Origin of the sequence: Brevibacterium sp. NPDC049920, assembly GCF_040656435.1 — a bacterium.
Classification (GTDB): Bacteria; Actinomycetota; Actinomycetes; order Actinomycetales; family Brevibacteriaceae; genus Brevibacterium; species Brevibacterium pityocampae.
The window spans coordinates 66,177-79,115 of the sequence record NZ_JBFAMF010000005.1 but is presented as its reverse complement, the minus strand read 5'-3'; the positions used below and the strand labels follow the sequence as shown (position 1 = coordinate 79,115).

The window sequence follows — 12,939 nt, the reverse complement described above, 5'->3', positions numbered from 1 at the left end:
CTTAGTGGGTGAGGATCTTGGACAGGAAGTCCTTGGCCCGCTCGGACCTCGGAGCGGTGAAGAAGGTCTCCGGCTCCGCGACCTCGACGATCTCCCCGTCGGCCATGAAGGCCACCCGGTTCGCCGCCTTGCGCGCGAATCCCATCTCGTGGGTGACGACGACCATGGTCATGCCGTCCTGCGCGAGCTCGACCATGACGTCGAGGACCTCGTTGATCATCTCCGGGTCGAGCGCCGAGGTCGGTTCGTCGAACAGCATGACCTTGGGCTTCATCGCCAGTGCTCGCGCGATCGCGACGCGCTGCTGCTGGCCGCCGGACAGCTGGGCGGGGAACTTCTGCGCCTGGTGCTCGACGCCCACCCGGGTGAGCAGGTCCATCGCGAGGGCGTCGGCATCGGCCTTCCCCAGCTTGCGCACCTTGATCGGGCCGAGCGTGACGTTCTCGAGGATCGTCTTGTGGGCGAAGAGGTTGAACGACTGGAAGACCATGCCGACGTCGGAGCGCAGCTGCGCGAGCTGGGCACCCTCCTCCGGGAGGACCTTCCCGTCGATGGTGATCGTGCCGTTGTCGATCGTCTCGAGCCTGTTGATCGTGCGGCACAGCGTCGACTTCCCGGAGCCCGACGGGCCGATGACGACGACGACCTCGCCGTGGTGCACGGTGAGGGTGATGTCCTTGAGCGCGTGGAACTCGCCGAAGTGCTTGTCGACGTTCGTGATCTCCACCAGCGGCCGGCCGGGAGCAGGCTGCGGGGAGGTCTGCGCGGGGTTCGGATCAGCTGTCATGTGGATCACAATAAACACCCTGCACGTGGTGCAGGTCACTCCGACCCCGAATGGCGGTCATTGGTCCCGAATCGAGACGCATCCGTTATAGATGCTCAGCCGAGCTGCTCCCGGAAGCGCTCCGCGGCGCGGTCGGCCTCCCCGCGGTCCGCGGACTCCACGACGAGCACGAACAGCAGTCCTACGCCCGCGTGCTCCGTCTCCCCGATGCGCCATGTCGTCGCACCGGTGTCCGCGGGCCGGTTCAGGACCGGCCGCAGCGCCCGGGCCTCTGCCGCGGTGAGCGACCCGGCGGTGCCCGCGAGTCTGCGCGGCGCGCCGCCGGCCTCGGTGACGAGGGCCGGCGCAGAGGTGCCCCCGGCGAGCACCGAGGAGGCGCCGGCCGCCGCGGCGATCGGGCTGCCGGTGAGCCCGGCGCCGGCGGTCCGTGCCGACAGCGCGGGCAGACCGATGTCGAGGCCGCTCATCCCGAGGTCGGCCGCCGCCCTTGTCCGCCGGCCGGGGTCGTCCGGATCCTCGCCGCGGTGCTCGAGCAGCGCCTCGACGAGCAGGGAGTGCGGGCCGTCGGAGTAGCCGCCGCGCAGCGCCCGGTCGAATCCGCCGTCGGCGTTCGCGACCGCGCGGATCTCTCCGGTGCCGGGGTCGACGGCGATGAGCGCCGCCGGGGATCCGGTGTCCTGGAGGGCGGCCTCGGCCGCGGCCTGCACCGCGAGGTCGATCGTCGTGCGGACCGGCCGGCCGGGCACCGGGTCGACGGTGAGCAGCGGCTCGGCGGCGGGTTCTTCCGGTGCCGACTCTCCGTCCACGGGTGCCATCGCGATGGACAGGGTGTACCCGTCGGACCCGGCGAGCTCCTCCTCGTAGTGCTCCTGGAGGCCGCCGCGGCCCACGAGTTCCCCGGGGCGCACCCGGGCGGGTGCGGCGGCGATCTCCTCGGCGGTGGCCTCGCCCACGCGGCCGAGCAGCAGCGGGCCGAGGCCCTGGCGCACCGGGATCGAGCGCTCGCTGCGGCGGAACACCGTGCCGGGGATCGGCCGGATGGCCCCGGCGACGTCGATGTAGTCGCGCTCGCGCAGGGTGATCACCGGCACGAAGGCGGTGGCCGCGGCGCTCTCCACCCGGTCCCGCAGCGGTCCGGGATCCACGTCGAGCTCCGCCTCGAGCACCCGCAGCACCTCATCGAGGTCCTCGACGCGTCCGGGTTCGATCCCGACGTCGACGACGGCCTCAGTGCTCGTGAGCACGGCATCGCCGGCCCCGCGGATCTGCCCGCGCTGCGCCGGAGCGGACTCGACGGCGAAGACGTGGCCGCCTGTGAGGTCGGGGTGGACCACCGCGGGCACGAACTCGGCCTGCCAGGACAGTCGGTGCTTGCGCACTTCGAGCACGGAGGTGTACGTCCAGTCGGGAATCCCGGTCTCCGATTCCGGGTCCGTCGTCCACCCCCAGTGGAGCACCGCCTGCGCGCTCGCCTCTCCGGTGCTGCGGACCTCGAGCACATCGACGACGGTCGGGGTGAGCAGACGGGTGGTCCGCAGCGGGGCGCGCACCTTCGCGTACTCCCGTTCCGCGGCCTGCGGGTCGGTCCAGGGCCCGTGGGCCACCGCGTCCTCCTGGAGCGATTCGGCAGCGCGCCGGGCCGCGGACTCCGGCGAGGTGCCGAGCTCGGGATCGAGGACGATGAGGAGGGACACGAGGAGCGCGAGGACCGCGAGCACGACACCGACGAGCAGCAGACCGGTGCGCCGATGCATCCGCCCTCCTCCGCCCTGTCGGTGCGCGGGCCCGCCGGGCCCGGACGGTTCTCGATGCCCGTGCACCGTCTTGCATGTCGGGAAACCGTGCGGGACGCACGCGCTTTCGATCATCATGGCAGGAACAGTGGCGCCGGTCACCCGTAGACTCGGGTCCCGGCAGGGAGTGCGCGGCAGCGTCACGACGGAGTGGAGCGAAGAGGAACCATGACAACGGTACGCGATATCGAAGGTGTCCCGAACTCGGTCTCGGCCGGGCACATGATCGTCAAGTCCTTGGCGCAGCACGGGGTCGAGCGCGTGTACGTGGTGCCGGGCGAGAGCTACCTCGACGTGCTCGACGGGCTCCACGACTCGGATATCGAGACGGTGGTCTGCCGCCACGAGGGCGGCGCCGCCTACATGGCCGAGGCCGACGGCAAGATGAACCCGGTGCCCGGCATCGCGATGGTCACCCGCGGACCCGGAGCTGCGAACGCCCACGTAGGCCTCCACACCGCCTGGCAGGATTCCACCGCGATGGTGCTGTTCGTCGGCCTCATCCCCTTCGAGCACCGTGAGAAGGAGGCCTTCCAGGAGTTCGATCCGAAGGCCTGGTTCGACAGCGGCGCCAAGCGCGTGATGATCCTCGACCACGCCGAGCGCGCCTCGGAGATCGTCGCCGAGGCGATGTTCGCCGCCGCCTCCGGCCGGCCCGGCCCCGTGGTCGTCGGCCTCCCCGAGGACATCATCAAGATGGGCAACGACGGCGTCCTCCACCCGCGGATCCCGATCGCGGAGGGCGGCATGACCGTCACCGACTGGAAGGCGCTCAAGTCCGCGCTGCTCGACGCCGAGCGCCCGCTGTTCGTGTTCGGCGGCAACGACTGGACGCACCCCGCCGCCGAGGAGTTCACCGCCTGGCTCGAGTCGCACAACCTGCCGGCCGCCGCGGAATGGCGCTGCGAGGGCACCGTGCCGTTCACCTCGCCGAGCTACGTCGGCCCGCTGGGCTACGGCCGGCCGCACCACACCCGCAGCGTGCTCGAGGACTCCGACCTCCTCGTGTTCGTCGGCACCGTGCCCGGCGACGTCATCACCGACGGCTTCACCGCGCGCCAGAACTGGGAGAAGAGCAACTTCCTCGTCACCATCGACCCCGCCCTGCGCGGACGGTCCGGCCCGGTGAGCCATCAGATCGTCGCCAAGCCCGACGTCTTCATCCGCGACCTCGTGCGCATGGACCTGCCGGTGCGCGACGCCTGGCGGCAGTGGACGAACGAGCTGCGCGAACGGCAGAACGACTTCGCCGCGCTCCCCACGGCGGAGCCCGGCGACGGGCAGGCGAAGATGGCGACGCTCATGGCGAACCTCGTCCCCCGTCTCGACGAGGACGCGATGGTGACCTTCGGCGCCGGCGAGCACACGAACTGGGCCCACCGCTACTTCCCCACCAACGGCTACGCCTCGATGATCTCCGCCCGCAACGGCTCGATGGGCTACTCGGTGCCCGCCGCGGTCGCCGCCTCGCTCAACCACCCCGGCCGCCAGATCATCTCGATCGCCGGCGACGGCGAGTTCCTCATGAACGGCCAGGAGCTCGCGACCGCCAAGCAGTACGGCGCGAATCCGCTCGTCATCGTCATGGACAACCAGGAGTACGGCACCATCCGCACCCACCAGGAGCGGGACTACCCGGACCGGGTGTCCGGCACGCAGCTGGCGAACCCCGACTTCGCCAAGCTCGCCGAGGCCTACGGCGGCGTGGGCGTGCGCGTCGAGCGCGACTCCGAGGTGCCGGCGGCCGTCGACACCGCGCTCGCCGCGATCGCCGACGGCGAGTTCGCGCTCATCCACATCATCGTCGAGCAGCGCGTCAAGGCGTACTGAGGTCTCCCGGCCCGCGGTCCCTCCCGGCACGCCCCCGGAGCCCTCCACCCTGTGCGAGGTTGCCCCGAGCGCCCATAATGGGAGCATGAGCGGGACCTTCCTCGAGATCGAGCGCAAGTACGACATCACCGGCCAGACCTCGCTGCCGCGACTGCACGGCGCCGCTGGGGTCTCCCGCGTGGGCTACCGCCCGCCGGTGGCGCTCGAGGCGGTGTACTTCGACACCCGCGACCGGGTGCTCGCCGCCAACGGTGTGATCCTGCGCCGGAGGGCCGGCGGGGAGGACGCCGGCTGGCACGTGAAGATCCCCTCGGGCGCGCACCGGATCGAGATGCAGGTGCCGCTCGCCTCGTCCGAGCGGACCGGGGACGGACCGGCCGAGTCCGTGCCGTACCGCGTGCCGGAGGAGATCGCCGACCTCGTCGCGGTGCACGTGCGCGGGCGCGCGCTCGTGCCGGTGCTCAGCATGAATACGCTGCGCTCCGTCGTCGACCTCATGGATGCCCGGGGCCGCACCGTGGCCGAGGTGTGCGACGACCAGGTCGCGGCGATGGCGGCGGGATCGCGCACCGACTCCCGGGTGCGCCACTGGCGCGAATGGGAGGTCGAGGTCGTCAACCCGACCCTCGTGGGCGGGATGGAATCCGTCCCGGGCTTCCTCGATGCGGTGGAGTCGACGCTCCTCGATGCGGGGGCGCAGCGCTCGCATGCGGGCTCCAAGCTCGAGAAGGTCCTCGGCCGTCCGGCGGACCCGCTGAGCCCGGAGGGCGCCGGTGAGGGCACCGACCTCGCCACCGTCCTCACCCGCACGGTCCGCACCCAGGTGCGCCGTCTCAAGTCCTGGGATCCGCTCGTCAGGCGCAGCGCCGACGACGCCGTCCACCAATTCCGGGTGTCCGCCCGCACCCTGCGCTCGCTCCTCCAGATCTACCGTCCCCTGCTCGAACCGGAGGCGCGGAAGGAGGTCAACCGGGCGCTGCGCCGCCTCGGCCGGCTGCTGTCGGCCGCACGCGACGCCGAGGTGCTCCGCGACCAGGTCGGTGAGCGGATCGCCGCGCTCCCGGGCGGGGCGGAGGGCCTCACCGCCGCACTCATCCCCAAGAGGACCGTGCGCCGGCTCCGCGACTCCCAGGTCCGGGAGTACCGGCGCGCGCACCGGAGGCTCCTCGCCGCGATGCGCAGCCCCTGGTACGCCGAGCAGCTCGACATCATCGACCGCTGCGCCCGTGCGGTCCCGCTGCACCCCGACCTCGGCGCCGAGCAGCGCAGGGATGCTGCGGCCGCCCTCGCCCCGCTCGCCACGGCCCAGGTCGACAGCCTGCTCGCCCACGCGGAGACCGCCGAGCACGAAGCCGACGAGGCCACCCGCATCGAGGAGCTCCACGAGGTGCGCAAGGAGGCCAAGCGGCTGCGCTACGCCGTGTCCGCAGTCACCGATGCCGCTGCGATCGACCTCGGGGACGACCTCGCGGAGAAGATGGCGGTGGCGAAGAAGCTCCAGACCGCGCTCGGCACCCATCGCGACTCGGTGATGTTCCAGGACCATGTCCGCAGCACCGCTCGCCGGGCGGAGAAGAAGGGCGAGCCGACGTTCGGGTACGGGCTGCTCTACGGCGCTGAGATCGCGGTGCAGACGAAGGCGCTGAAGAAGACGACGAAGCTGCTGTCCCGGCTCCATTCCGCGGCGAGCACCGAGCAGGCCTGAGGTCCGGGACCGGAGCGAGCACGGGGACCGGTTGCCGACCTGCGGGGCGGCGCCCGGAGCTAGGCTGAGGCCATGGACCTCTCCCCCGCCCAGATCCAGCAGGCCGCCGCCGTCCTCGCCGAGGCGCGCCGCACGCGTACACCGCTCGAGCGCCTGCCCGGCAGCCTCACCCCGCTGTCCCGGGGCGAGGGCCACGCGATCGCCACCCGTGTCGCGACGCTCGCCGGCAGCCCGGTCCACGGCTGGAAGATCGCGGCGACGAGCGCGGCCGGGCAGGCCCACCTCGACGTCGACGCGCCGATCGCCGGCCGCATGCTCGCCGACGGGATCATCCCCGACGGCGGCACCCTGCAATTGGGCCCCCGGGTGATGCCCCTGGCCGAGGTCGAGTGCGCCTTCACCCTCGCCCGCGATCTCGTCCCCCGCGATGACCCGTACTCGCAGCCCGAGGTGCGCGCTGCCCTCGCCTCGGTCCACCCGGCCATCGAGCTTCCCGACACCCGACTGTCGCGCTTCACCGATGTCGGCATCGCCGAGCTCACCGCCGACAGCGCCTGCGCCGCGGAGTTCGTGCTCGGTCCCGCCGCGCCGCCCGCGCGGCTCGACGACGACCTCACCGAGCTCGAGGTCACGATCACCGTCACGCTGGCGGATGGCACGAGTGCGCACTCGACCGGTCGCGGCGGCAACGTCCTCGACGGCCCGCTCGGCTCGCTCACCTGGCTCGTGGGCGAGCTCTCCACCCACGGGATCACCCTGCACGCCGGGCAGGTCGTGACCACCGGGGTCCTCTCCGCGCCGATCCCGCTCGTGCCCGGGACACGGGTGCACGCCGACTTCGGATCCCTCGGCACGGTGAGCCTGAACACCGCCTGACGCGGCGTCCGCAGCGGCCGGCGGGGCCGCCGGCTGTCCACCACTCGGTCCTGCGGTTCCCGTGATCGGGCTCACATGGCACGATGAGAGAATGACCGACACGATCGACGACTTCCCCATCCGCACCCACGACAAGCTCCGGTACGCGGACACCGACAAGCAGGGCCACATCAACAACGCCGTCTATGCGACGTTCTTCGAGACCGGCCGGGTCGAGTTCATCAGCCGCGCCCACGAGGTCTCGGCCCATGACGATGCCGAGTTCGTCATCGCACAGATCACCATCAAGTACCTGCAGGAGACGCACTGGCCGGGCACCGTCGAGGTCGGCTCCCGGGTCAAGCGGATCGGCGGCAGCTCGCTCGTCGTCGAGCAGGCGCTGTTCAACGACGGTCGCCTGTGCGCCGCAGGTGAGTCCGTGATCGTGCAGATCAACACCTCGACCCGCAAGTCGCAGCCGTTCGACGACGCGATGCGCGAGTACTTCTCCGCACTGCTCGCCCCGGAGGACTGACCCCTCAGCGGCGCGGCCGCACCCCGACCCGGAGGTCACGATGACCGTCCTCACCCGCACCATCGCTGAGCTCCGTAATGCGCTCACCCGCCTCGTCGCGGAGCGCGAAGCCCACTCCGTCGGGCTCGTGCCGACGATGGGCGCCCTCCACCAGGGGCATGCCGCGCTCATGCGCGCGGCCCGGGCGGACAACCCCGTCGTCTGCGCCTCCCTGTTCGTCAACCCGCTCCAGTTCGAGTCGCCGCTCGACCTCGAGCTCTATCCGCGCGACCTCGATGCGGACATGGCGCTGTGCGAGGCCGAGGGGGTCGACCTCGTCCTCGCACCCGAGGTCGAGGAGATGTACCCGAACCACCCCGACTCCCCCATCGTGCGGGTGACGAGCGGCCACATGGGTCAGATCCTCGAGGGCGCCTCCCGGCCCGGTCACTTCGACGGGGTCGCCACGGTCGTCTCCAAGCTCTTCAACATCTTCGATCCCGAGGGCCCGGCGCGGCTCAAGGCATACTTCGGGCAGAAGGACGCCCAGCAGCTCATGATCGTCTCCCGCATGGTCGCCGACCTCGACTTCCCGGTGACGATCGTGCCGGTGCCCACGCAGCGGGAGGAATCCGGGCTCGCGCTCTCCAGCCGGAACCTCCTCCTCACCGAGGAACACCGCCGGGCCGCGACGGCCCTGTCGTCGGCCCTGTTCGAGCTCCTCGACCGGGCGGCGCACGGTGCGGACTGGGATCTGTCGGGGCTGCGCCGACAGGTGCGGGAGGCCCCCGACGTCATCCTCGACTACCTCGAAGTCGTCGATCCGGGCACCCTGCTGCCCACCGAGTCGCTGCCGGCGCTCGCACTCATCGCCGCCTACGTCGGCAGCGTCCGGCTCATCGACAACATCGAGCTCCCGGCGCACTGAGCCGCGGAGCGGGATCTGCGGCGCCCCATGATCGCGCGGGAGTCTCAGGCACCGACCGCAGACAGGCGAGGCCGGGCGTGCAGACCGATGTCGAGCGCGAAGTCGTCCACCGTCCCGGCGACCTTCGCCGCCGCCGGCTCGCTGAGCCCGGCCGGCCCGATGTGCGCGGATTCGACGAACCGGCCGCGCGCGATGGTCGTCGCACCGAGCGCGGCGAGCAGCGGCTTGAGCCCCTGGTCGAGAGCGAGGACGTGGCCCACGGACCCGCCGGTGACGAACGGGAGCACCGGGGTGCCGGCGAGGCAGTTCGGCGGCAGCAGGTCGACGAAGGTCTTGAGCAGCCCGGAGTAGCTCGCCTTGTAGACCGGCGAGGCGACGACCAGGGCATCGGCGGCGACGACCTCGGCAATCCCCGCGACGATGCCCGGATCACCGAGGTCCGCGGTGATGAGGGCCGCGGCCGGCAGATCGCGGACGTTGATGAGCGAGGTGAGGTGACCGTGCCCGCGCATCCGGTGGGCGACCTCGGTGAGGAGGCGTTCGGTGGTGGACGGGTTCGAGGGGCTGCCGTTGATCACGACGACGCTGGCCATGGGCGAGGTCCTTTCCGGTGGGCGGTCCGCGGCCCTGCCCGGCGCACCGCACTGCGAGCGCACCGGGCCGGACCCCGACGACGATGCCCACACTAGGGACGTCACCGCTGCGCGGACCGCCCGCCGGTCGCACGGCGTCACCGCCCGTCATCTGCCGTCGTATACATGCGATGCTGAGACCATGAGCATCATCATCACGAACGTCCGCCCCTAGGGCGGCCCGGCCCAGGACATCACGATCGACGGCGACACCTTCACCGGATTCGCCGACACCGGCCCCCACGGCACGGATGCCGGTTCGCGCACCGAGAGCGCCGCCGAGGTCATCGACGGGCGCGGCCTGCTCGCGCTGCAGGGCATCGTCAACGGGCACGCCCACGTCGACAAGTCCTGGCTCGGCCTGCCCTGGCAGTCCTACGGCGGCGAGCCCGGCACGGACGGCCGGATCCGCCACGAGCGGGCCCGCCGCGACGAGCTCGGCATCCCCAGCGCCGCGCTGAGCTCCCGGGTGCTCGACGCCATGGTGGGCGACGGCACGACCGCGATCCGCTCCCACGTCGACGTCGACCTCGGGATCGGGCTGTCCGGCATCGAGGCGGTGCGCGAGGCCGTCGCCGCCTACGACGGTGCGCTCGCGGTGGAGATCGTCGCGTTCCCGCAGGACGGTGTGCTCCGCCGGCCCGGTGTCGTCGACCTGCTGCGGCAAGCCGCCGAATCCGGCGTCGAGCACATCGGCGGCCTCGACCCCGCCGGTATCGACCACGATCCCGTGGGGCAGATCGATGCGCTCGTCGACATCGCCCGCGACACCGGGGTCGGCATCGACATCCACCTCCACGACCCGGCCGAGCTCGGCGTGTTCCAGATCGAGCTGCTGCTCGACCGGATGGAGCGCTGGGAGCTCTCCTCGCCGGTGAACATCGCCCACGGCTTCGCCGTCGCGCAGATCGACGCCGCCGGGCAGCGGGACCTGCTCGCGCGGATGGGCGGGCTCGGGGTGACGATGTCGACCGTCGCCCCGCCGCGCCTCGGCGCCGCCCAGCTGCCCCTGCACGCGCTGCGCGAGCACGGGGTCCGGCTCACCCTCGGCACCGACGGCATCCGCGACCTATGGAGCCCCTACGGGACGGGCGACACGCTCGGCATCGCCTGGCAGTACGCACGCGGCAGCGGCCTGGTGCGCGACGAGGACCTGCTCGACGTGGTGCGCACCGCGACGAGCGACGGCGCCTGGGCGGTCGGCCGCGCGGACCACGACCTCACGGCCGGGGCGCGCGCCGACCTCGTGCTCGTCGACGCCGAGAACCCGATGGACGCCCTCGTCCGGCTGCCCGAGCGCAGGCTCGTCGTCGGCGGCGGTCGGGTGCTGCGCAGCACGCTGGACTGACCCGCGAAAGGCCCGCGATTCCTGCAGCCGCCCGCGGAATCTGTGCAGGAATCGCGGGCATCTGCAGGCGGCGCGGGGTGCTCGCCCGGTCCCCGGTCAGCCGGCGATGTATTCCTTCAGGTGCTTCCCCGTGAGCGTCGAGGCGTCGGCGACGAGCGCGGCCGGCGTCCCCTCGAACACCACCCGGCCGCCCTCGGAGCCCGCCCCGGGCCCGAGGTCGATGATCCAGTCGGCGTGCGCCATGACCGCCTGGTGATGCTCGATGACGATGACCGACTTCCCGGCGTCGACGAGCGTGTCGAGCAGGCCGAGCAGCTGGTCGACATCGGCGAGGTGGAGCCCGGTGGTCGGCTCGTCGAGGACGTAGATCCCGCCCTTCTCCCCCATCCGGGTGGCGAGCTTGAGCCGCTGCCGCTCTCCGCCGGACAGGGTGGTGAGCGGCTGGCCGATCGTCAGATAGCCCAGGCCCACCTCGGCGAGGCGCACGAGGATCCTATGGGCCGCCGGCAGGCGGGCCTCGCCCTCGCGGAAGAATGCCAAGGCCTCCTCGACGGACATCGCGAGGACCTCGGCGATCGACCTCCCGCCCAGGCGGTGCTCGAGCACGGAGGCCTCGAACCGCCGGCCCTCGCACACCTCGCACGTCGTCGACACCCCGGCCATGACGCCGAGGTCGGTGTAGATCACCCCGGCACCCTTGCAGTTGGGGCACGCGCCGTCGGAGTTCGCGCTGAACAGCCCGGGCTTGACCCCATTGGCCTTGGCGAAGGCCTTGCGGATCGGGTCGAGCAGCCCGGTGTAGGTCGCCGGATTGCTCCGCCGGGAGCCGCGGATGCCGGACTGGTCGATGACGACGACGTCGTCGCGGTCGGCGATCTGGCCGTGGATGAGCGAGCTCTTCCCCGAACCGGCGACCCCGGTGACGACGGTGAGCACGCCGAGCGGCACGTCGACGTCGACGTCGCGCAGGTTGTTGTCGACCGCCCCGCGGATCTCGATCACCTCTCTCGACTCCCGCACCGTCTCCTTGAGGCGGGCGCGGTCGTCGAGGTGGCGGGCGGTGAGCGTGCCGCTGTCGCGCAGGCCGGACAGCGGCCCCTCGTAGCAGATCTCCCCGCCGACCGCGCCGGCACCGGGCCCGAGGTCGACGACGTGGTCGGCGATCTGGATCATCTCCGGCTTGTGCTCGACGACGAGGACGGTGTTGCCCTTGTCGCGCAGGCGGCGCAGCAAGCCGTTCATGCGGTCGATGTCGTGCGGGTGGAGGCCGGCGCTCGGCTCGTCGAACACGTAGGTGATGTCGGTGAGCGAGGAGCCGAGGTGGCGGATCATCTTGGTGCGCTGCGCCTCGCCGCCCGACAGCGTTCCCGCCGGCCGGTCGAGCGAGAGGTAGCCGAGCCCGATCTCGACGAAGGAGTCGAGGAGCTCGCGCAGGCCGGCGAGGAGCGGGGCGACCGAGGGCTCGTCGAGCTCGGCGACCCAGGCGGCGAGGTCGGTGATCTGCATCGCGGCGGCCTGTCCGATGTGGATTCCCCTGATCGTCGAGGACCGGGCGGCCTCGCTCAGCCGGGTGCCGTCGCACTCCGGGCAGCGGGAGAAGGTGATGACGCGTTCGACGAAGGCGCGGATGTGCGGCTGCATCGCGTCGACGTCCTTGGACAGGAAGGACTTCTGGATCTGCGGGATGACCCCGGTGTAGGTGAGGTTGATGCCCTCGACCTTGATCTTCGTCGGCTCCTTGTAGAGGAGGTCGTCGAGCTGGCGCTTGGTGAACTTCTTGATGGGCGTGTCCGGGTCGAAGAACCCGCAGGCGCGGAAGATCCGGCCGTACCAGCCGTCCATGCTGTAGCCGGGCACGGAGAGCGCGCCCTCGTTGAGCGACCTCTCCGCGTCGTAGAGCTCGCTGAGGTCGAAGTCCTCGACCCGGCCCATCCCCTCGCAGCGCGGGCACATGCCCCCGGTGATGCTGAACGTCCGCTTCTCCTTGACGGTCCGGCCGCCCTTGTCCAGGGTCACGGCGCCGGCGCCGCTGACCGAGGCGACGTTGAAGGAGAAGGCCTGCGGGGAGCCGATGTGCGGGGTGCCGAGCCGGCTGTAGATGATCCGCAGGAGCGCGTAGGCATCCGTCGCGGTGCCCACGGTGGACCGCGAGTTCGCACCCATCCGCTCCTGGTCGACGAGGATCGCGGTGGTGAGGCCTTCGAGCCGGTCGACGTCCGGGCGGGCGAGGCTCGGCATGAAGCCCTGGACGAATGCGCTGTAGGTCTCGTTGATGAGCCGCTGGGACTCCGCGGCGACCGTGCCGAACACGAGCGAGCTCTTGCCGGACCCGGACACCCCGGTGAACACCGTGAGCCGCCGCTTGGGGAGGTCGACGCTGATGTCCTTGAGGTTGTTCTCGCGCGCGCCGTGGACCCGGATGCGCTCGTGGGCGTCGGCCGCGGGCGCGGAGTCGCCGGCCGTCGGGGCGGAGGTCTCGGATTCGGTCATGAGGTGTCTCCCAGCGAAGGCGGATGCGGCCGACGGATGCGACCGTGGGAAGTGTAC

The 12,939-nt window shown here is 71.6% G+C and carries 10 protein-coding genes; 6 read left to right on the top strand and 4 right to left on the bottom strand.

Annotation, left to right across the window (positions count from 1 at the left end; genetic code table 11):
- Position 1: 1 nt before the first annotated feature.
- Together AB0I45_RS06270 and AB0I45_RS06265 are read right to left on the bottom strand one after the other, a co-directional pair.
- Entirely contained in the window at positions 2-730 is a 729-nt protein-coding gene (locus AB0I45_RS06270) for an amino acid ABC transporter ATP-binding protein (RefSeq protein WP_175407044.1), read from the bottom strand.
- Between the two features lie 152 nt (positions 731-882).
- Positions 883-2,541 (bottom strand): hypothetical protein, encoded by a 1,659-nt coding sequence (locus tag AB0I45_RS06265; RefSeq protein WP_345030820.1) that lies wholly within the window; start codon positions 2,539-2,541, stop codon positions 883-885.
- Between the two features lie 207 nt (positions 2,542-2,748).
- On the opposite strand from AB0I45_RS06265, the gene AB0I45_RS06260 reads away from it, so the two are divergent.
- The 5 genes from AB0I45_RS06260 (at position 2,749) to panC (ending at position 8,412) form a co-directional block, all read left to right on the top strand.
- Complete coding sequence (locus AB0I45_RS06260) at positions 2,749-4,410, top strand: thiamine pyrophosphate-dependent enzyme (protein ID WP_137319583.1); 1,662 nt, start codon at positions 2,749-2,751, stop codon at positions 4,408-4,410.
- A gap of 85 nt (positions 4,411-4,495) precedes the next feature.
- On the top strand, positions 4,496-6,115 hold the full coding sequence (locus tag AB0I45_RS06255) for a CYTH and CHAD domain-containing protein (RefSeq protein ID WP_137319582.1): 1,620 nt from the start codon (positions 4,496-4,498) through the stop codon (positions 6,113-6,115).
- Between the two features lie 72 nt (positions 6,116-6,187).
- Positions 6,188-6,991, top strand: a complete 804-nt coding sequence (locus AB0I45_RS06250) for a hydratase (RefSeq protein ID WP_137319581.1) — start codon at positions 6,188-6,190, stop codon at positions 6,989-6,991.
- 91 nt (positions 6,992-7,082) lie between these two features.
- Positions 7,083-7,505: a thioesterase family protein gene (locus AB0I45_RS06245; protein ID WP_137319580.1), complete on the top strand. Its 423-nt coding sequence runs from the start codon at positions 7,083-7,085 to the stop codon at positions 7,503-7,505.
- A gap of 40 nt (positions 7,506-7,545) precedes the next feature.
- On the top strand, positions 7,546-8,412 hold the full coding sequence (gene panC, locus AB0I45_RS06240) for a pantoate--beta-alanine ligase (RefSeq protein WP_137319579.1): 867 nt from the start codon (positions 7,546-7,548) through the stop codon (positions 8,410-8,412).
- A gap of 44 nt (positions 8,413-8,456) precedes the next feature.
- Here panC and AB0I45_RS06235 read toward each other — a convergent pair whose 3' ends face one another.
- Entirely contained in the window at positions 8,457-9,005 is a 549-nt protein-coding gene (locus tag AB0I45_RS06235) for an NAD(P)H-dependent oxidoreductase (protein ID WP_345030813.1), read from the bottom strand.
- 232 nt (positions 9,006-9,237) lie between these two features.
- On the opposite strand from AB0I45_RS06235, the gene AB0I45_RS06230 reads away from it, so the two are divergent.
- Entirely contained in the window at positions 9,238-10,392 is a 1,155-nt protein-coding gene (locus tag AB0I45_RS06230) for an amidohydrolase family protein (protein WP_345031164.1), read from the top strand.
- A gap of 96 nt (positions 10,393-10,488) precedes the next feature.
- Here AB0I45_RS06230 and AB0I45_RS06225 read toward each other — a convergent pair whose 3' ends face one another.
- Positions 10,489-12,882: an excinuclease ABC subunit UvrA gene (locus tag AB0I45_RS06225; RefSeq protein ID WP_345030810.1), complete on the bottom strand. Its 2,394-nt coding sequence runs from the start codon at positions 12,880-12,882 to the stop codon at positions 10,489-10,491.
- Positions 12,883-12,939 lie beyond the last annotated feature (57 nt).

What these genes read in the sequence shown, in the direction of transcription:
- AB0I45_RS06235 (WP_345030813.1), bottom strand. Translation starts at nt 9,005, where the DNA reads ATGGCCAGCGTCGTCGTGATCAACGGCAGCCCCTCGAACCCGTCCACC.
- AB0I45_RS06260 (WP_137319583.1), top strand. Translation starts at nt 2,749, where the DNA reads ATGACAACGGTACGCGATATCGAAGGTGTCCCGAACTCGGTCTCGGCC.
- AB0I45_RS06265 (WP_345030820.1), bottom strand. Translation starts at nt 2,541, where the DNA reads ATGCATCGGCGCACCGGTCTGCTGCTCGTCGGTGTCGTGCTCGCGGTC.
- AB0I45_RS06245 (WP_137319580.1), top strand. Translation starts at nt 7,083, where the DNA reads ATGACCGACACGATCGACGACTTCCCCATCCGCACCCACGACAAGCTC.
- AB0I45_RS06255 (WP_137319582.1), top strand. Translation starts at nt 4,496, where the DNA reads ATGAGCGGGACCTTCCTCGAGATCGAGCGCAAGTACGACATCACCGGC.
- panC (WP_137319579.1), top strand. Translation starts at nt 7,546, where the DNA reads ATGACCGTCCTCACCCGCACCATCGCTGAGCTCCGTAATGCGCTCACC.
- AB0I45_RS06250 (WP_137319581.1), top strand. Translation starts at nt 6,188, where the DNA reads ATGGACCTCTCCCCCGCCCAGATCCAGCAGGCCGCCGCCGTCCTCGCC.
- AB0I45_RS06225 (WP_345030810.1), bottom strand. Translation starts at nt 12,882, where the DNA reads ATGACCGAATCCGAGACCTCCGCCCCGACGGCCGGCGACTCCGCGCCC.